The sequence below is a fragment of the Pantoea sp. SJZ147 genome (genome assembly GCF_007828605.1).
GTDB lineage: Bacteria > Pseudomonadota > Gammaproteobacteria > Enterobacterales > Enterobacteriaceae > Pantoea > Pantoea allii.
The window spans coordinates 187,631-206,246 of sequence record NZ_VIVB01000007.1; the positions used below are offsets into that span (position 1 = coordinate 187,631).

General features: G+C 54.6%; 21 protein-coding genes. 20 read left to right on the forward strand and 1 reads right to left on the reverse strand.

All coding sequences use genetic code 11. The features are described 5' to 3' along the window. Positions 1-196: 196 nt before the first annotated feature. The 14 genes from dnaB-PI (at position 197) to FBY13_RS12245 (ending at position 12,849) form a co-directional block, all read left to right on the forward strand. The gene (dnaB-PI, locus tag FBY13_RS12180) at positions 197-1,561 is read left to right on the forward strand and encodes an SPI-7-type island replicative DNA helicase (protein ID WP_145394263.1); all 1,365 of its coding nucleotides are present in this window, start codon (positions 197-199) and stop codon (positions 1,559-1,561) included. Continuing rightward, positions 1,558-3,270: a ParB family protein gene (locus tag FBY13_RS12185; RefSeq protein ID WP_145394264.1), complete on the forward strand. Its 1,713-nt coding sequence runs from the start codon at positions 1,558-1,560 to the stop codon at positions 3,268-3,270. Before dnaB-PI ends, FBY13_RS12185 begins: the two co-directional genes overlap by 4 nt. Beyond that, the gene (locus FBY13_RS12190; RefSeq protein ID WP_064352971.1) at positions 3,263-3,517 is read left to right on the forward strand and encodes a TraR/DksA C4-type zinc finger protein; all 255 of its coding nucleotides are present in this window, start codon (positions 3,263-3,265) and stop codon (positions 3,515-3,517) included. The genes FBY13_RS12185 and FBY13_RS12190 overlap by 8 nt, the downstream gene beginning before the upstream one ends. Next, positions 3,510-4,253, forward strand: coding sequence for a DUF2786 domain-containing protein (locus FBY13_RS12195; RefSeq protein WP_064352972.1), 744 nt, complete (start codon positions 3,510-3,512; stop codon positions 4,251-4,253). Before FBY13_RS12190 ends, FBY13_RS12195 begins: the two co-directional genes overlap by 8 nt. Before the next feature lie 84 nt (positions 4,254-4,337). Beyond that, positions 4,338-4,934, forward strand: a complete 597-nt coding sequence (locus FBY13_RS12200; protein ID WP_145394265.1) for a DUF2857 domain-containing protein — start codon at positions 4,338-4,340, stop codon at positions 4,932-4,934. Beyond that, positions 4,934-5,164 (forward strand): hypothetical protein, encoded by a 231-nt coding sequence (locus FBY13_RS12205; RefSeq protein ID WP_064352974.1) that lies wholly within the window; start codon positions 4,934-4,936, stop codon positions 5,162-5,164. The genes FBY13_RS12200 and FBY13_RS12205 overlap by 1 nt, the downstream gene beginning before the upstream one ends. Positions 5,165-5,241: 77 nt before the next feature. After that, positions 5,242-6,486, forward strand: a complete 1,245-nt coding sequence (locus FBY13_RS12210; protein WP_145394266.1) for an STY4528 family pathogenicity island replication protein — start codon at positions 5,242-5,244, stop codon at positions 6,484-6,486. Between the two features lie 503 nt (positions 6,487-6,989). Beyond that, positions 6,990-7,715 (forward strand): PFL_4669 family integrating conjugative element protein, encoded by a 726-nt coding sequence (locus tag FBY13_RS12215; RefSeq protein WP_145394267.1) that lies wholly within the window; start codon positions 6,990-6,992, stop codon positions 7,713-7,715. An 11-nt stretch (positions 7,716-7,726) separates the two neighbouring features. Continuing rightward, positions 7,727-9,745, forward strand: a complete 2,019-nt coding sequence (locus tag FBY13_RS12220; protein ID WP_145394268.1) for a DNA topoisomerase III — start codon at positions 7,727-7,729, stop codon at positions 9,743-9,745. Between the two features lie 631 nt (positions 9,746-10,376). Next, a complete protein-coding gene (locus FBY13_RS12225; RefSeq protein WP_064352978.1) occupies positions 10,377-10,886 on the forward strand; it encodes an STY4534 family ICE replication protein in 510 nt (169 codons plus the stop codon). A gap of 75 nt (positions 10,887-10,961) precedes the next feature. After that, the gene (locus FBY13_RS12230; RefSeq protein WP_145394269.1) at positions 10,962-11,516 is read left to right on the forward strand and encodes a single-stranded DNA-binding protein; all 555 of its coding nucleotides are present in this window, start codon (positions 10,962-10,964) and stop codon (positions 11,514-11,516) included. Between the two features lie 165 nt (positions 11,517-11,681). Further along, positions 11,682-11,912 (forward strand): type II toxin-antitoxin system Phd/YefM family antitoxin, encoded by a 231-nt coding sequence (locus FBY13_RS12235; RefSeq protein WP_145394270.1) that lies wholly within the window; start codon positions 11,682-11,684, stop codon positions 11,910-11,912. Continuing rightward, positions 11,912-12,298 carry a type II toxin-antitoxin system VapC family toxin gene (locus FBY13_RS12240; protein WP_145394271.1) on the forward strand — a complete coding sequence of 129 codons (387 nt, stop codon included), beginning with the start codon at positions 11,912-11,914 and terminating at the stop codon, positions 12,296-12,298. The genes FBY13_RS12235 and FBY13_RS12240 overlap by 1 nt, the downstream gene beginning before the upstream one ends. 119 nt (positions 12,299-12,417) lie before the next feature. Continuing rightward, complete coding sequence (locus tag FBY13_RS12245; RefSeq protein WP_145394272.1) at positions 12,418-12,849, forward strand: DUF29 domain-containing protein; 432 nt, start codon at positions 12,418-12,420, stop codon at positions 12,847-12,849. 118 nt (positions 12,850-12,967) lie between these two features. On the opposite strand, the gene FBY13_RS23560 is transcribed toward FBY13_RS12245, so the two are convergent. After that, positions 12,968-13,315, reverse strand: a complete 348-nt coding sequence (locus FBY13_RS23560; protein WP_222430270.1) for an FxLYD domain-containing protein — start codon at positions 13,313-13,315, stop codon at positions 12,968-12,970. A 325-nt stretch (positions 13,316-13,640) separates the two neighbouring features. On the opposite strand from FBY13_RS23560, the gene FBY13_RS12255 reads away from it, so the two are divergent. The 6 genes from FBY13_RS12255 (at position 13,641) to FBY13_RS12280 (ending at position 18,614) form a co-directional block, all read left to right on the forward strand. Beyond that, positions 13,641-14,084, forward strand: coding sequence for a DUF29 domain-containing protein (locus FBY13_RS12255; RefSeq protein ID WP_145394273.1), 444 nt, complete (start codon positions 13,641-13,643; stop codon positions 14,082-14,084). 76 nt (positions 14,085-14,160) lie between these two features. Beyond that, positions 14,161-14,397, forward strand: a complete 237-nt coding sequence (locus FBY13_RS12260; protein WP_015701191.1) for a DUF2442 domain-containing protein — start codon at positions 14,161-14,163, stop codon at positions 14,395-14,397. Between the two features lie 353 nt (positions 14,398-14,750). Then, complete coding sequence (locus tag FBY13_RS12265) at positions 14,751-15,062, forward strand: hypothetical protein (RefSeq protein ID WP_145394274.1); 312 nt, start codon at positions 14,751-14,753, stop codon at positions 15,060-15,062. Between the two features lie 127 nt (positions 15,063-15,189). Further along, positions 15,190-16,485, forward strand: a complete 1,296-nt coding sequence (locus tag FBY13_RS12270) for a TcpQ domain-containing protein (RefSeq protein ID WP_145394275.1) — start codon at positions 15,190-15,192, stop codon at positions 16,483-16,485. 1 nt (position 16,486) lies between these two features. Beyond that, complete coding sequence (pilM, locus tag FBY13_RS12275) at positions 16,487-16,930, forward strand: type IV pilus biogenesis protein PilM (protein ID WP_145394276.1); 444 nt, start codon at positions 16,487-16,489, stop codon at positions 16,928-16,930. 10 nt (positions 16,931-16,940) lie between these two features. Next, positions 16,941-18,614 carry a PilN family type IVB pilus formation outer membrane protein gene (locus FBY13_RS12280; RefSeq protein ID WP_145394277.1) on the forward strand — a complete coding sequence of 558 codons (1,674 nt, stop codon included), beginning with the start codon at positions 16,941-16,943 and terminating at the stop codon, positions 18,612-18,614. The last annotated feature ends 2 nt before the right edge of the window (positions 18,615-18,616 follow it).

The window sequence follows — 18,616 nt, forward strand, 5'->3', positions numbered from 1 at the left end:
TCAGACCAGGGGCGGCAACCACATTGGTCTGAAATCATGCAGACAGTCTCGGGGAGTTTACTCCCGGCAACTGTTCGTCCGGCACCCTTTACAAATTTTTGCCTTAATGTCAGTTCTCTGAAAATAAAAGGTATAACGTCACTGAATGAATGCGGCTTTCGTCCCTCCTTAGCGATCTCGCGTAAGGGAGGTTGTCATGTTTGACAAACGCAGAAATATTCCAGGCCTCTGTGCACTGGACGCAGAACAGAGCGTCATTGGCGGCCTGATGCTGGACAATGACTGCTGGGATGAAGTTGTCATGCGTCTCAGGCCTCATGATTTCTTTCATAAGGCTCACCGGGAAATATTCAATGCTATGTCGCATCTTGTGGCGGCAGGCAGGCCGATTGACCTGCTAACGCTTACCGAGAGCATTGAAAGCCGGGGCAAGGACTTGCTTGAGCAACTGGGCGGCTTTGCCTATCTGGCTGAGATCGCCAAAAACACCCCGAGCGTGGCTAACATCACGCACTATTGCGACATCGTGGCCCGCTACAGTCGCGGGCGTCAGCTGGCAGCCATCGGTAGTGAGATACATGCTTCAGCCACCGCGCCGGGCGCTGACATTGCGGCCGCGATGGAAACGGCCGAGATGAAAATCACGCAGCTGGCAGAGCGGGCCGAACCGCAGCAGGGCGTGAGCATGGTTAGCGGACTGGAAAAGCTGGCGGCGGAACTCGAACGGCGCTGCCAGACGCCTGACGGCATTACCGGCACGCCAACCGGGTTTGACGAGCTTGACGCCTTTACCAGCGGCCTCCAGCCGGGCGACCTTGTCCTCATTGCCGCACGTCCTTCTATGGGGAAAACGGCGCTGCTGATAAACATCATCGTTAATGCTCTGATGAAAAACGTGGCCTTAAATGGCCAGTTTTACAGTCTGGAGCAGCCTGTGGAGCAAATTCTGATGCGCATGGTGTCGTCGCTCGGCAACGTTGACCTGACCCGCATGAAAAGCGGGATGATGGATGATGAGGACTGGGCACGAGTATCAGGTGCCTTCGCATTACTGACTGGCGATATGAAAGAGCGTCTGCTCATTGATGACACCAGTGATCTGACGCCGGCCATGCTCCGGGTGCGGGCAAGACGCAACGCCCGCCGCTACGGTAACCCTGACATCATTGGCCTCGACTATCTTCAACTCATGCGCTGCCCGGATCAGGAAAACCGCACTCAGGAAATCGCAGAGATATCCCGGTCGCTTAAAGCCCTGGCGAAAGAGATGGCCTGCCCGGTGGTGGCACTGTCCCAGCTCAATCGTTCCCTGGAGAGCCGGGCTGACAAACGCCCCAACTGCGGCGACCTGCGTGATTCGGGTGCGCTTGAGCAGGATGCTGACGTCATCATTTTTGTTTACCGTGACGAGGTTTACAAAGAAAACTCCCCGGACAAAGGCCTGGCAGAGCTAATCATAGGCAAACAGCGTCAGGGGCCAACCGGCACCCTGCGGCTGCGTTTTGAAGGTCGCTATACCCGTTTTGAGAATCTCCGGGTCGATGCCGGGAGGTCTTCATGAATAACGTGCGCAACCTGAACCTGGGCACAGCGATGCTGCTCCGGGGAAAATCACCGGCGCAGCAGGGGGGTAATGTCTCAGAGGCCCCCTTGCCAGTCAGCGAGATGGCCATGGTGTTGACGCTGGATCAACTTCGTCCGAATCCCGACAATCCGCGCAAAAGCAGAAATCCCCGTTTTGATGAAATTAAAGCGTCAATTCGGGCGAGAGGCCTGGATTCTATCCCCAAAGTTACCCGTAACCCAGAGGGTGACGATGTTTATATTTTCAGTGATGGCGGGAATACCCGCTATCAAATCTTATGTGAGCTGTGGCAGGAAACAGGCGAAGAGCGTTTTTATCGTGTTCACACCATCTTCAAACCGTGGCCGGGCCGTCTTAAATGTCTGGTTGGCCATCTTGCTGAGAATGAGGTCAGGGGGGATCTGACATATCTGGATAAAGCACTTGGCGTACACAATGCGAGAACTATTCAGGAGGAGTTACTTGGGCATTCTGTTTCGCTTCGTGAACTTTCAGACCTTTTGAATTTAGAGGGTTATCCGATTCATGCATCCAGCATCAGCAGAATGGAGGATACGTTAAAATATCTTTATCCCTCTATGCCTGAGTTACTTGAAAGCGGGCTGAGCCGGAGTCAGGTTATTCCGTTACTTAATCTTCGTTCCCTCGCGGAGAAAGTGTGGCTGAAATTTCGATTAGCTGTGGACACGACTGATAATTTTCAGTCAGTTTTTTCTCAGACTTGCAGTCAGTTCAACGACCCTGACAGTTTTACCCTTGAGCATTTTCGTGACGAATTTATTGGTCATCTTATAAAGGCTCTGCCACACCCCAGCCTGAACTATGACCGCTGGCTGATTGAGCTCGATCCTAAGGAACAGAAGCGCCGCGAGCAGTTTGGGGAGCCGCCGGCCATGCCCTCACTGACCCTCAGCCCGGTCCCGGAGCGTTCCGGCGGGCACACTGCTCCCCTTACCGTTCTGCCGGATGACACGACTTCCAGCACGCCCGTCACCGGCCTGCGCTCAGGCACTCTCACTGGCTCAACCTGCCCCGAATCCGCTCCTGAGCAAGCTGGTCATACCGTTCTGCCCGACAGTTCCGGCATCAGCGCCGGCAGCCTTCCGCGCAGAGAAATCCAGAATGACCTGTTTGGTGGCCGTCCCGTTATTACCGGTGATGGTGTCAACAATAACGCTGAACACGGCACGGGGCTGATTTCTCTGGGGAGTCTTTCCCTGGCCTCGGCGTTTGGAGAGCAGGACGATGCGGAGTCAATGTCAGCCGGGTCCGTGAGCTTTGCCGAAACCGGCCTTGAACCCGTCAGCGACATCTGGCTGATCCCGGCTATGCAGGATGATGTTGAGCATCTCCAGGACATGGCCTACCGACTTGTCTACGAAATTGCCGAAGGTATGGGGTGTGTAAGCGACATCAGTGAGGACAAAAGCCCTGAGTCTGCCGGTTTTTCCGTATCAGGCGGCAGCAGAGAATTCAGCTTATTCCTGGCAGGCCTTTCCGGTCGTCTGCCTAATCAGCAGTGCAACATGTTCATGTTCTGTCTGAATTTTTTTGGTTCTCAGGAACCGGCCGACACGCCGGTATTTGACGACGTCATGGTGGTCAAAATGATGCGCCTTATTCGCATCATTCGCCGCCTGCGTGAGCTGCAGCGCCTTGCCGCAAAAGGGGGAGAAAATGTCTGATGATTTGAACGACGAAATGGCACAGGCCAGTACGGCTTTATTCATTCAGCGCGGCATTGACGCCGTCCGGTCGCAGCTCCGAACTGATGAGCCGTCAAATGAGTTCTGTGAGTGCTGCGGTGCTGACATTCCAGCAGGCCGCCAGCGTGCGATGCCTGGTGTGAAACTCTGCGCCGGCTGCCAGGACGTCAAGGAGAAAAAGGCCCTACACATGGCAGGCAGTTACCGGGGGGCGCGTCATGCCTGAAAACTCAAAGCTCACCCGTCGCATCCGTCGCCTGATGGCGCTGGGGACGCAGAACAGCAACGATCATGAAGCCGCCCGGGCGGTTGCGCTGGCCCAGCGGCTTATGCGCCGTCACGGTCTGACTGACGATCAGATTTCGCTGAGTGAGATAGGTGAATCGGTTTGCGAACAGCTGACCAGTAACGCTGAGAAAGTCCCCGCCTGGATGCACTCGCTGGCCACAGTGGTATGCATGGCTACAGGCTGCCGGTGCTGGTTCGGCTGGTACGGTTACGTGAGCACGGGCGGGTTGCGCCTGATCCGTCGCTCACTCCACTTCTACGGCTTCGGGGAACGTCCCGAGCTGGCCCTCTATATCTATACCGTGCTGCAGCGCAAAGTGCGGGCGGCAACAGATGCGCACATGTCGAGTTACCGCAGGCAGCGTATTAAGAAGAGTACGCTTCGCGGCCGTGCCGACCAGTTCCGTGAAGGATGGGTCTCCGGCGTCTGGCAGGTTCTGCAGTCTTTCAGTACGCCTGACGGTGAGAATCAGTTGCTACAGCGCTGGCTTGCGCAGCGGCATTCGGGACAGGCCTTCTCTGCGCTTGTCACGCGCGAGGCGAAACGCTGTCGCGGCGACATACTGGCAAGAAACGCAGGATGGTTCGCAGGCCGTCAGGCCGAACTCAGTTACGGCCTGGCAGGGGCGCAGGCTAATAAGCAGCTTACGGCGGGAGACACACGCAATGATTAACACACTCTTACTGGGGGCCTGCCTGTCAGGCTGGATTTTTGATGCAATACAGCTGACCAGCCAGATCTGCACGGGAGGTGGTCTGTGAACCAGCAAAACCTTTCCGGCGCAACAGCCAGTATTCTTAGCTCACTGCTGATGGACATCAAATGCGGGAATATCCGCCGCTGCGAATCGCTGGGCCTGTCAGTTGAGGAAATTCGCGTGCTCAGCGGCCTCAGCCTCGACGAATTGCACTATATAGGTCAGTCGAAGGTGTCCGTCCTGGACGTCAAATTAAACCACGAAAACTTCTGGCTGATACTCAACCAGGCCCGCAACGAGCAGGCCCGTATGCTGATGATCGACCGCGCCCTTGAGCTGGGCGGCTCTATGGAGCTGATGGACAAATACTTTGGCATGTCACCTTCTGACGTGAGCAGCCGTCGCCGTCTGATGGGCATTGAGAGCCGACAGGGCAGGACGCAGTCTCTGACCGAGGAGCAGGATGCGCTTCTCTGGAACGAGTGGAAAAACACCGGTCTTGAGTCGCCGGACTCGCACAAGGCGCTGGAGGCGATGATGCTCGCGGCTGAGCTTCACAGCCTGTCGCTGACCGCCGTATGGACGAAGGTCTGCCAGTGGTGCCGGGAGGCATCAAAACGGGTTTCCTCAATCCCAGTGCTGCGTAAGGAGGCCTGATGCAGTTAAGCGATTTCACCCGGCGTCAGCAGGTTTCGCCAGCAGTGCGCCGCCGGGCTCAGCAGCTGTTCCTTGCGCTCTGCAGCGGTAAAAAGGTGTTCCGGCGGCTCGCCCTCAACGGCTACCTTAAAATTGATGTCGGCCCCTACTGGCGAATGCTCAGCAAGGACGGTGGCCGGCAGTGGTGGCTGATGGACCATGAGACATATAACCGTGAAATACGCCGGTAACGGACGACCAGCGAAGACCAGACAGTGCCGGGTTATCCCGGCACTGTGCTGTCTCAGGTAAAAAAGGGGAACAAAAAATGAACATACCCGCCGACAGCATTGTGGCGCACACGCTGTCACGCATGGAAAAAAGCCTTGAGCGCAGGGCAGTGAATGGCGACGCCAGCCAGGAACGGAGCGGTCTGCTGTTTATGGGCAACGTCCACGATGCGTTTCCCCGTCGGCTGTTTCTCGACACGCGCCTGTCGCCGCTCGATAAAACCGCCTGGGTGATGATACGCCTTTATGCCCAGCAGAATGACGGGGCGGTGTTTCCGACCTATGACGAACTGCAGGCACAGCTTGCCTCAGCACATTCGGACAAAGCCTCGCGTGAAACCGTGAGCCGCACGCTGCTGATGCTGCGGCTCACGGGCTGGATAAGCCTGTGTAAAAAGGTACGCGACGAGGGCGGTCGGGTTCGTGGCAACATCTATGCTCAGCACGATGAGCCGCTGGGCTACCGTGATGCGGAGAGCTTCGACCCGGGCTGGCTGACGCTGGTTGAGCAGAGCTGCCAGAGTAAGAACAAGTCCGTGCGCATGACGGCGCTGGCCATCGTTAACGACATTCTGCAGGACAGCGGCATGCGCCACCGCCACAGCCGCCTTGCGCTGATTGAAAGTCGCCTCAATGCTCCGTCAACGCCGCTGGCCATGATGCGTAAAAACGGCGCGGAACAACCGGGTTCGAAAAACGAACTCAGTCAGAAAACTGCTGAAAAATCTCCTGAAATACTGAGTTCGGAATCCGAACTCAGTCATGCGCAGGCTCGAAAATCACTGAGTACGGAATCCGAACTAAGTAATAAATCAGTCACTTACAACAGAGTTCGAAATTCGAACCGTAACGTACGTTCTTTCACACAGAGTGTGATTAAAGAAACGTACGTTGCTGACCAGCCGGTTTTGCCCGAGAGTTTTCTGGCCATGCTGAGCAACGAAGACCGCCAGATGGTCAGCGAGCAGTTTTGTGCGCTGCCGGTGCCGGTGGCTGACGCCCTGAGCGGCCTGCTGCAGGAGCAACTGAGCAAAGGCCGCCTGGCGAACCCTGCCGGCTGGATGTTCACCATGCTGAAACGTTCCAGACAGGGCGAATTCCGGCCGTCTGAAGCTCCTGCGACGCATTCTGCGCAGGGCTCTGCAAAGCCTGTAAACAGTGCTGCAGGCAGGTCTTCGCCAAAATCAGAGTCAAAACATACGGCTCCCGTCCTGCCTGAAAACCGTGCGACCGCTGAACAGGTCAGCGCTGCGATCGCCGCTATCAGACGACAGTTCAGCTAACTGAGTTGTTTATGTTGGTCAAATATTCTGCGATTTATAAAAGTCGATGTCAGGAAGCGGAGTGGCGGTCAAATAACAACCAGTGTTGCGGGGCGCAACAGCGGTCAAATAGTAACCAGTGTTGCGGGGCGCAACAGCGGTCAAATATTAACCACTGTTGCGGGGCGCAACAGCGGTCAAATAGTAACCAGCGTTGCGGGGCGCAACAGCGGTCAAATAGTAACCAGTGTTGCGGGGCGCAACAGCGGTCAAATAATAACCAGTGTTGCGGGGCGCAACAGCGGTCAAATAATAACCAGCGTTGCGGGGCGCAACAGCGGTCAAATAGCAAACAGAGATGCGGAGCGCAACAGTGTCTAAATATAATCAGCTCAGCTGGTGCTTTGAGGTCTTGAGATTTACTGATAATAATTAGCGGATTGGAATTATGAGTTTCAGGCTGTTGTAAAACCTGATAATTCAGGACTATGTCGCCTCATCTTAACTGACGGCAGGTGACAACAATGGCTGATAAAACGGACAAGCGGACGGGCGCATTGCAGTCCGAAATGACGATAGCGCTTCATACTAATTATGCAATTGGACTCTGGCAGGGACGCAAACCTGAAAAGAATGAGACTGATAAGCCCGGGCGACACGGGATCATCGGTATGCCTCAGTTTTTCCAGAGAGCAGGCCAGATAAATCAGGATTCGCTCAGGAATAACCCCTGGGCAGATCAGGCGATGTACCAGCTTGAAGAAAAAATAAGGTCTGCTTCTGAAGCCATGACTTCTCTGCTGGAACAGATTGATAAAGACATGAGCATGCTGCCTAAAGGTGTGTCGGTCAGCAACGTGGAATCAGCTGAGCCACTCGACATTAATGTCTTTACCCGAACCCCTCTGGGTTATCGCTGTGTATTCCTGCTCATGGGATTCGATCAGTTTGCCAAAAAGGTTTTGCAGGCATCTCATTACGGTCTTATAACACGTTCTAAAAGAGATCAGTATCTGAGCGAAGGTGGTCGTCTTCTACGACAGATTTACGGTACGGTACTTTCATACCGTCATGTTGACGCCACTCGTATCGATGCCGCTGAAGATAATGAAACCTGGCGAAAAGCCTGCGAAGCAGCTGGTGAACCCGACCGGGCCGTTCTGCTCGGTGACAAACGCTCGGCGTTCTCCCCGCCAGTTAATGAAGCCAGCGTGAACCTTCTGCGCCTGCGTTATAAAGCCGGTCAGTAGCGGGGCCGGTGATGCGGTTATTTTTGTGCGAAAAGCCTTCTCAGGGGCGTGACCTTGCCGCCGTACTGGGCGCGACTCGGCGTGGTGAGGGCTTTCTGACGGGTAATGGCGTGACAGTCACCTGGGCGGTCGGTCATCTGCTGGAGACCGCGCCCCCGGAGGTCTATGGCCAGCAGTACGGCAAGCCCTGGTCGCTGTCTGTGCTGCCTATTCTTCCTTCAAGATGGCAGGTTGTCGTTAAAAAGGACACGCAGGATCAGTTTAAGGTCATTGAGAAACTGCTCAGGCAGGCAGATGAGGTGGTCATTGCGACCGACGCCGATCGCGAAGGTGAAGTCATCGCCCGCGAACTGCTGGACTACTGCGGCTGGGAGGGGAGGATTCTGCGCCTGTGGTTCTCGGCACTGGACGAGCTCAGCGTCCGGGCTGCTCTGAGCGACCTGCGTCCGGGACAGGCTTCGGTTGGGATGTACCATGCCGGGCTGGGACGCTCACGCGCGGACTGGCTGGTCGGCATGAACCTGTCCCGGCTGTATACCCTCCGGGCAGCCGAAGCAGGTTTTGAGGGTGTGGTCTCAGTCGGGCGTGTACAGACGCCCACGCTGGCACTGGTTGTTCGGCGCGACCGCGAAATTGCTGCCTTTGTACCGAAGCCCTTCTGGCAGGTTAAGGCTGTGCTCAGTGCTTCAGGTGTCAGTTTTCAGGCATCGTGGGTCCCGGCCGCCGTCTATACGGATGAGGAACAGCGCTGTATTCACCAGAATATTGCACAGCAGGTGGCGCAGCTCTGCCGTCAGGCGGGTGTTGCCACGGTGACGGAGTACGAAACTAAACGCGAGAAAGAGGCCGCCCCGCTGGTCTTTTCACTGGGAACGCTGCAGCGGGCCTGTGGCAGGATGTGGAATATGTCGCCACAGCAGGTGCTGGACACCGCCCAGAGCCTGTATGAAACGCACAAGGCCACGACCTATCCCCGCACAGACTGCGGCTGGCTGCCTGAGTCGATGCGGGAAGAAATCCCGGCCGTGTTTGATGCCATGGCGCGGACTGACCCCTCACCTGAGTTCGCATCCCTGCTTTCACAACTGGACAGAGGGTTTGTTTCCCGCATCTGGAACGATAAAAAAATCACGGCGCACCATGGCATTATCCCCACGCGCAACGCCGTTCAGCTGTCCGGCCTGACTGAGACAGAGCGCCAGGTCTACCTGCTTATCCGTCGCAACTACTTGGCCCAGTTTCTGCCGCTGTGCGAGTCGGATGCGACGCGCATTTCCTTTGATATTGGTGGCCAGCTGTTCCGCACGACCGGCCGCACCGAAGTCCTGAAGGGCTGGAAAGTGCTGTTTACAAAGGACGAGGAGAATAAGAACGCTGCTGATGATGAAAACGCAGGTGCCCTGCCACCACTCAGAAAAGGTGCACAGTGCGGCGTTACCGGCGCAGAGGTTAAGCAGCTGATGACCCAGCCGCCTGCACACTACACCTTTGACACGCTGATTGGTGCCATGATGAACGCCGCTGCGTACGTCACCGACCTTCAGCTGCGTAAAATCCTCAAAGAAAATGCCGGGCTCGGCACTGAAGCAACACGGGCCGGCATTATCGAGCAGCTGCTGAGCCGCCGGTTCATCACGCTCAAAGGCAGTAAACTTCTGGCAACAGACCTGGGGGCGGACGTCATCGATGCCCTGCCAGCGCAGCTGACCGACCCGGGTATGACTGCACTCTGGGAGCAGGCGCTTGACGAAGTGGCTGCCGGCCGTATGAACCTGAACGACTTTCTGCAGCGTCAGACCGCCTGGACCGCGACGTTAGTCAGCCAGGGAATGCAGCAGCGCATCAGCATCCGGGTGCCGCCTTCTCCTCCTTGCCCGCTCTGCGGCAGCAAAACCGCCCTACGCAGGAGCCCTAAAGGAGAATTCCGCAGCTGTACGCGTTACCCGGAATGCAAAGGCATCATCAGTCTGGATTCAGGCAGGCGTAAAAGCCCCGCCCGCGCTAAGTCGCCAAAAACAAAAAAGAATTAACCCGTCTTATCCGATTGCGGGCGGGTAGCGCCTTTGTTATTGTGACGCCGGCTCTGAAGCCGCACCCCGTGACTGCGGGCTCCGTCAGCATCTAATGCATGTGTTGCCGGAGTACAGTCTGACCGCCCATGCACACACCTGAGCGTGAGACGGTAAGGCACGAAAACTCCGTGAAACCCGTGCCGGGCGCTGAACACGCCAGCGGAGCAACTGCCGCAGGCAGGTTAACAAAAGGTCGATGGTGCAGACCCCGATGGCGGTGCCGAGAGGTGCCGCTTTTTATTATCCGCGCACTGATGAATTTTTATACGCGGCCAGATTGACAAGCGCCGCGTGTACGTGAAAGATAAAGAGGCTAAACGTTGTCCTTCCGACAACTGCCAATGTTCCGGTGATTTGAGAGGAACGCCTTCGGGTAATCACATGCCAATGCCATCACAACCTGAGAGATGGCGCTTTCGGGCGGTTTAAACCTGTTTAACCTTTGCAAACAGGTGCCTTTTAAGGTCAAGGTCCACTTCACTAATACAGCCTGTCGGCAGTTATCTGCTGACCCCCTGCGGGAAACTCTCTCCCGCACGGGACTGATGTTTCTCCGCACCCTGTTTCGTTTTACTCCGGAGATAACATCATGACTGCTACTGCAAATACCCCTGCTTCAAACAACACTGCTTCTGCTGGCTCTGCCACTACCGGCAACAACCAGAAAGAGTATTTCAACCTTAACGTCAGTGGTATCGGCTACCTCAGTTCGATTCGTCGTCTTGAGGGGCAAAAAGGTGAATTTACCTGTGCCGTAATCAATGCCCTGACCGGACCAACTGACAGTGCATCCTATACCCGCTTCGACATTACTGTATCGGGTAAAGAAGCGACCTCCCTCATCAACCGCTGCCAGAAAGCCGTTGATGAAGAGGAAAAAGTCCTGATTGGATTTGTACTCAGTGGCCTTAAAGCCGACGTGTTTACCCTGCAAAGCGGTGAGCACGCCGGTGAAGCCCGTCCCTCACTGAAGGCCCGCCTGATAAAGGTTGACTTCATCAAAAAGGGGCAGGTCGTTGTTTACAAGGCCCCTAACGCTTCCCAGACGCCAGAAACCGGTCCGGCCACTCAAAAGGCTTACGATCCGGAATCTTTCTAAGCGTCACGGACACACCGCTGGAACACATCCCGGCGGGTGTGTTCCTCTCAACCCCATCTCTAAGAGGAATTCATTATGTCCGCACGCGGCGTCAACAAAGTTATCCTGGTCGGCAATCTCGGTCAGGACCCCGAAGTTCGTTACATGCCAAAAGGTACTGCTGTGACCAGCCTTTCAGTGGCCACTTCAGAAACCTGGCGTGACAAACAGACCGGTGAAAACCGGGAAAAAACCGAATGGCATCGTGTCGTTCTGTTTGGAAAGCTGGCTGAAATTGCCGGTGAATACCTGCGTAAGGGTTCACAGGTCTATATCGAAGGCAAACTCAGAACACGGGAATGGCAGGATAGCGAAGGTACTAAACGCTATACGACCGAAATCGTGGTTGATGTAAACGGAACAATGCAGATGCTGGGCGGGGCTAAAAGCAGCACCAACACCAGTGGAAACAATAAGCCGTCAGGCCAGCAGAGCGGATGGGGCCAGCCACAACAGCCTCAGCCTTCTCAGGCACAACAGACGGCTCCGAGTAATCCGGCGAACGAGCCGCCAATGGACTTTGACGATGACATACCGTTCCTCGGGCACGGCTATGGCATCTGTCGTAAGGCCATTTACGCAATTTCGTAAAGGATTCATCAAGCTATACCCTCACGGCGCCAGTTTTTCTGGCGCTTTTTTTTCACAGGCGGCATCAGAGCTGCGATTAGCAGATATGTCAGCAACACAGGCATTTTTGACGCTAAAGCCCTCTCACGATATCATGTTAGCTAACTTAGCTAAGTGAGGTTTATTATGACCATTCAGGCAAATATGCATGAAGCTAAATCCCATCTCAGCCAGTTAGCCGATCAGGCTGCGGAGGGAGAAATTGTAATTATTGCTAAATCCGGTAAGCCCTACGTTCAGTTAGTTCCTGTTGTACAGAGCGACAGAGTTCCCGGCGGCTATAAACATGCTATATCACTGGATAGCGGCTTTGATGAGGCTGATGCTGAAATCCAGAAGATGTTTGAAGGTGACTGATGAAGCGCCTTCTGATTGATACACATGTCTTTATATGGTGGCTGACAGATGATCCCGCTCTGGGTCCTGTGACAAAAGGCGTCATTTCACGCGGTAACAACGTTGTTTATGTAAGCGCCGTGACGCCCTGGGAAATTTCAATCAAACGCTCACTGAACAAACTACAGTTTGATGCGGATATTGATGAGGCAATGGAAATAAACCGCTTCTTTCCTCTTTCCATTACCCATGCTCATGCAGAACAGGCCGGAGAATTACCCGGGCATCACCGCGATCCGTTTGACCGTATGCTTATTGCACAGTCACAGATGGAAGGACTCACTCTGGTCTCTGCCGACACAGTCTTCAGTCAGTATGGAATAAGACTGATGAACGCCAGAAGATAAAGGTAAGGGATGCACAATGCAGTTCTTAACGATCCGTCAATAATACAAAGCGCCGATTTTCTGGCGCTTTTTTTCCAGAATGATGCTCATCTACCAGAAAAAATCACTGGATATCAACCATGAATACACCATATGAAGCTGACGTAGTGGCCTGGTCTCAGGAACAGGCGGCATTACTGCGTGAGGGGCGTTTCTCTGAGATTGATATTGCTAATATCGCCAGGGAGATTGACGACGTCGGAAAAAGAGAAAAACGTGAATTAGCCAGTCGCATGGCTGTACTGCTTGCACATCTTCTCAAATGGAAATTATTGCCTAGATATCGCGGACCAGGCTGTCAACGTAGCATTAAAGAACAACGTAAAGCTATCGCGTTACATATCAAAGGAACGCCGAGTCTGAAAGTGGCTCTGGACGCTCCTGACTGGATAGCGATCGTCTGGGCCGATGCTGTTTCTTTTGCCTCGCAGGAAACACAGTCAGATGTCTTACTGGAATACGATATCTGGGGAATAGAGCAAATTGTATCTCAGGATTTTTATCCGGAATAATTCAGTCACCGCATTTAATGCCAAAAGCGCCTTTATGGCGCTTTCTCTATTTATGCATCGTCCCAGGCAATGCCATTAAAGCTGCTTTTACAGCGTGAAGAGGCAGTTCCAGAATGCATTATTTTTCTGTTGCCAATACTTCAGTCAGTTTGAACGAATCTGGCTTAAGCTGAATGCTGTTGTAGATAGCGTTAATGGTGAATTTTTGCCCGGGTTCAATGTTGCTGGCCATATCTACAGCCTGACCTATTACAACGTCATTTTTCAGCAAATTAAACTTAATGATAATGTTACCGAGCGTTTTACTGCTGGTATTTTGTCCCATCCCTTCAATTTCCTGGAGACCGTTTTGAGTTTTCTGGAAGTGCAGACCACTCACCGTAACCTTATTAGTGGTTGCTGCCGTTGCTGACGCACTTACCGTAAATGCCGCCGCTAAACATATACCTGACAGTAATTTTTTCATAACACCCTCTTTCCTGTTGTTTTTGTTCGTGACGAAATGCCACTTTTCCTGTATCGGCCTCTTAAACTTAATTCTTCAGTACAAACTCAAATTTTTACGTTGCCCGCTTCTTCGTCGTATCCTGGATATCACTTTTACCCCAGGATATCGTATCGGTACGCTGCACTTTATTGTACGCATTTTAACACCTCTGCCTGCTCAGCATCCTTCAATGCCGATGGCGTTTCTGTATCTCACTATCTGACCGACCTGTTTTGACTGGCGGATTTTTCTCTGACAGACTTCATTAATCCATAATGATGACTGCTCTGCACGGAGGTTAAAAATGACAGTACATACGCTCTATGAAAAGGATGTGGTGGCCTGGTCCTCAGAGCAGACCACCCTGCTGCGCTCAGGTAAGTTTTCAGAGATAGACCTTGAAAAAATTTCTGAGAAGATTGAGGACGTGGGTAAAAGCGAGCAGCGTGAGCTGGCAAGCAGCATGAGTTTACTGATTGCTTATCTTCTGAAGTGGAAATACCAGCCTTCACATCGTGGCACATCCTGGGAGAAAAACATTAAGGCCCAGAGAAAAGAGATCCTCTATACCCTGAAGGAGTCACCCAGTCTCAAAACAAAGTTCAGTGACCCTGACTGGACAGATGTTATCTGGTCAAAAGGTGTTGCAGTCGCATCAACTGAAGCCGGCCTGGCTGTTTTTCCTGATCAGCCTGAATGGTCTGTCGCTCAGATACTCGACAGCGATTTCTGGCCACTGGCCTGCTGAGAGAAGTTCCAGATATAACGAACCGGCGGCACAGTGGAGAACATTCACGGTGCCGTTTTTTTTGAGGAGAAAAGCAATGACAATCACCCCTGTGAAGGTGGTATTTGACGATAATCTGATGTGGGTGAGTTTAAATGATGGCCGGGTTATTGGCGTGCCGCTGACCTGGTTCCCTTCGCTGGTTAATGCCCCTGCACATGAGCTGAATGCATTTGAACTGAGTCAGCGTGGCATACACTGGGATGCTCTTGATGAGGATATCTCTGTTGATGGTCTGCTCACAGTTAACTACACAACCCAGTACCGTCCTTAGCGGGCAACGCCGTCAGGCTATAAAACTTGTTTTTATGGCCTGACGGCGTTTAAGGGCAGTGATACGGTCAGTCAGCTGATGCAAAGAAAAAGTCTGTCGTACTGAATCAGATTTCCCGGTTTTTATAACTCTTAGTCCGTCGCAAACTCCCCTCATTATGTTTCCAGATGAGGTTCCTACGATGTTATTCCGACGCACCAGACCGAAAACGAAGAAGACGGCACGACGCATACGTTTCCTGCACGTCACTCCACCTCACTTGTTTTATTTAAATTTGGCTGTTTTTGCAGTTGTTTTAGTATTCATGCTCTTCAGTTTTATCTGGCACAACATGCATACCAGGTAACCGACAGATGAAACTCTTATCTCGTTTTCTCAACTGGTTGTATGACATCATACTCCTGCGACACGGGGGCTTCAGTATCTATTACACAGTGCTGTTCTTGATGAACTTTTTACTGACAGCCAGCCTTATGGGGGATGCGCTCAGGGCATTTTGTGTTAATGCCTTTATTTTCTTTATTTACAGCGCCCTGTGCCGAAACCTTATGGAAGAAGTGCTTTTTTACATGATTCCGTGTCTATGGGGTTCCGTCCTGCTGTATGTAGTTTTAGTGGATCGTTTTGCCAGTGTATTTCGGGCTATGTTTTCTTCTCATTTATAACTGTGCGACCTGATGTAACGGGCCTCTTCCTTTTTCTTCAAATCCCGCTAAGAGTTTTACGTTGTCCGTTTTTACCCCACAGCCAGAATAGCAGTCCTGATTAAGACTATTCCTGGGGTGGAACCTGATGGCAGTACCTTCCGGACAGGCCGCTAAACGTGCAGGCATCATTGCCTGCACGGTAATGCTGGCAGGCTGTGTGAATGCAGCCGCGACAGACACCGCGTCGGTGTATTCCCGCAGCCGCACACCGGCACGGTTTGATGATATCTACCGCTACCGCTCGCCGGAGGTCGTGCGCTACGATCGCTATACCCTGGTCAGCACCCGCCCTGCCGATGCGCAGCTGGACCCGCTGAATCAGGTTGTCGATATCACCATGCCGGCGCAGCTGGTCAGCACGGTCGGTGAAGGATTCCGCTATCTGCTGCTGGAGTCAGGCTATTCACTGTGTTCAGCAACGAGCGCTGCGTTTTCTGAACTGCTCAGCCGTCCGCTGCCCGCCGTTCAGCGCACCATCGGCCCGCTGAAGCTCAGTGAAGCGCTTCAGGTTGTCGCGGGTCCCGCCTGGCGTCTGAAGGTGGACGAAGTAAACCGCGAAGTCTGCTTCGAGCTCCGCGACCAGTACCGCAGCTTTTCAGCGCCGGCTGCCAGCCTTCCGGCCATTCGCCCCGCGGTCGGCGCCCCGGTCACCAGGCCATACGCAGCTCCGGTTGTGCAGACTAAAGCAGTATCAGTACAGACGTCTGCATCCGGGCTTGCCAGAAACCCTTTCACCGGCGATGTGGTCACGCCGTCCGGGCTAAAACCGCAGAGCCTCAGCGTTCCCTCTCCGGTACTGCAGCAGAGTCAGTCGTCAGTAACCTCAGGCAATTTACCGGCCTCCTCACAAAAACCGGCCCCTTCAGCTTCAGCGGGAACCGCAGCTGCTGCGCACACCACGGCGAAGCAGAATCACGCCGTCATTACGCCGAAAGCCGTCAAACCCAAAACAGTTCCCCTGACTACAGTGAATGCTGTGCCGAAAGCGTCTGCAGTCCTGCGTCAGCAGCCATCCACGGCTGTCACACCGGCACCCGCAGCGGACAGCCGCATCGTACCCACTTATTCGACGGGTAGGCCGGTAACGCCGCCTGCCACGGGTCAGACCTGGCGGGCTGAGCCGGGCACCACCCTTAAAGAAGCGCTCACCGCCTGGACGGCAAAAGCGCCCTGCGCCAGTGGCGGCAACTGGGTCCTGATCTGGCCCGTCACGCTGGATTACCGCATCGATGCCCCCCTGGTGTTTCACGGCAATTTCGAGTCGGTTCTGGTGCAGGTATTTGACCTGTACCGGCACGCTGAAAAGCCGTTGTTTGCCGAAGCAAACCGCATTCAGTGCCTGGTGTCCGTCAGCGACACCCCCACGCCCGGGGGGCGCTGAAATGGGGTTTGCCCTGCCGGTTATGGCGCTGGCCATGTTCTTCTGGCTGATGGCCAGTGACGCTCAGCGCCGTAACTCTGACGTTGTCACGCAGTCAGTGACCGTGGCCGCGCCCTCGCGGCTTGCCACCGACATGCTGCGAACGGCAGATGCTGTGAACGACTGGCGGCATGGCCGCTCTGTGGGTGACGGACCCGTTTCGCCGGCAGCGACCGGCATGATGCCGCCCCCTGATGAGCGGATTCAGAGCGTGATCCAGAACGGCAGGCTGTGGGTCTGGGTGGCGGATACGCCGGGGGTTTATGCCGCGCTCCGTAATCAGTCGACATCCTCTGCGCTGGCTTTGACCGTTTCCGGGGGCCGGCTTCGCATGTACGACGGCACCGACATGAATCTTTCCCTTCCGTCCGGCGTGACGGAGGGGAGCATTGTTTACCTTAACTGAGGAACAGCGGATGTCGCGCACCCCATTAAAACTGACGCTGCTGGCCATGGCCGTGCTGCTTTCTGCGTGCTCGGTCAGAGACGTGGCCACCATTGAAAAAGACAACAATACGCAGGGCGACACGGCACAGCGGATACTGCAAAGCCGCCTGGATATGACGCAGCCAGCTGTCGTGTGGGCGGACAAGCCCTGGGTTAACCTTAAACCGATTCAGTCGGCTATAGCGGCGCCGGACGACGTCAAAATGCCGCCCTGTCCGGTGTATTTTAACAGTCCCGAAGGGCTGACACTGCCGCAGATAGCCAGCCGCATTAATGCCCTCTGTGGATTCCGGGTTTACATCTCGCCGGAGGTGTCCGCTGCGCTGCTGCAGTCCGCCGGTGGCAGCGTCGTCACGTCGCAGATGAGCGGTCGCCTCCCGGCACCGGACGACAACGGTCGGGTGCCGCTGGCACAGATGGGTATGCAGACACAGCCCGCTGTCATGTCGCAGTCTGAACCTGTCCTGTTCCAGGGGACGCGGTTTCAGGGCGATGCGCAGGAAGCCCTGAACATTGCCGCCAGTACGCTGGGTCTCTCCGTTCGCCGCACAACGGGGCGTGTGGATTTCTTTATTCAGGACACGCGCACCTTTCAGCTCGCCATCCTCAACACCAAAGTCGACAGCTCCGCGTCCATCACATCGGGTGCGGGTGCTCAGCTGGGCAACCAGAGCGGAACAGGCGGCACCAAAGGCGACGTCAGTTCGAATCAGAAAACCAACTACGGCATGAACAGCGACCTCTATAACGATATCCGCAAAACGGTCGAGCAGATACTCACGCCAAAAAGCGGCCGATACTGGCTGTCTGACGCAACCGGCACGCTCAGCGTGACCGACACGCCTGACGTACTGGACAGGGTCGGCCGGTATATTGATTACCAGAATAAGGTACTGAAACGTCAGGTACAGCTGACACTGCAGATTGTTCGCGTCACCCAGACCAAAAACGTCGACCGGGGACTGGACTGGGGCCTGATTGCCAAAACGGTGTCAGGTCTGGGCGCGAGCGTCGGCAGCACCTTTACCGGAGCCCCGGCCAATGCAGGGAGTTTTGGTCTGTCCATCCTGAACAGTGCAACCGGCGGGGCTGAAAGATTTTCCGGCTCACAACTCATGCTCAGGGCGCTTGAGCAGCAGGGTACGGTCACGATGGCGCTGAACCAGACCGATCCGACGGCCAACCTGACGCCAATAGCCTACCAGCTGTCCAACAATACCGGGATGCTCAACAGCTCAAGCTCCACGGCGGTGGCCAACGTGGGGGTGACGTCCAGCCAGACCGTAACAAGCATTACCACCGGCCTGTTCATTACCATGCTGCCTTTTGTGCAGGAAAATGGCGATATCCAGCTGCAGTTTGCCTTCAGCTACACCACGCCGCCAAACATTCAGAGCTTTATCAGCAAAGACGGGAACACCCGTAACGACGTGGCTAACACCGCCACCGAGGGTCTTGCCCGTAAGGTCAATCTGCGCGCGGGGCAGACGCTGGTGCTCACCGGCTCAGAACAGCAGAACGCCTCCTCCAACAAGCAGGGGACGTTTACGCCTGAGAACTTCCTTCTGGGCGGCGGTCAGAGCGGCGCGAAGAGTCGTTCAACGCTCGTCATTATGGTTACACCGGTTCTACTGGGGCAATAACG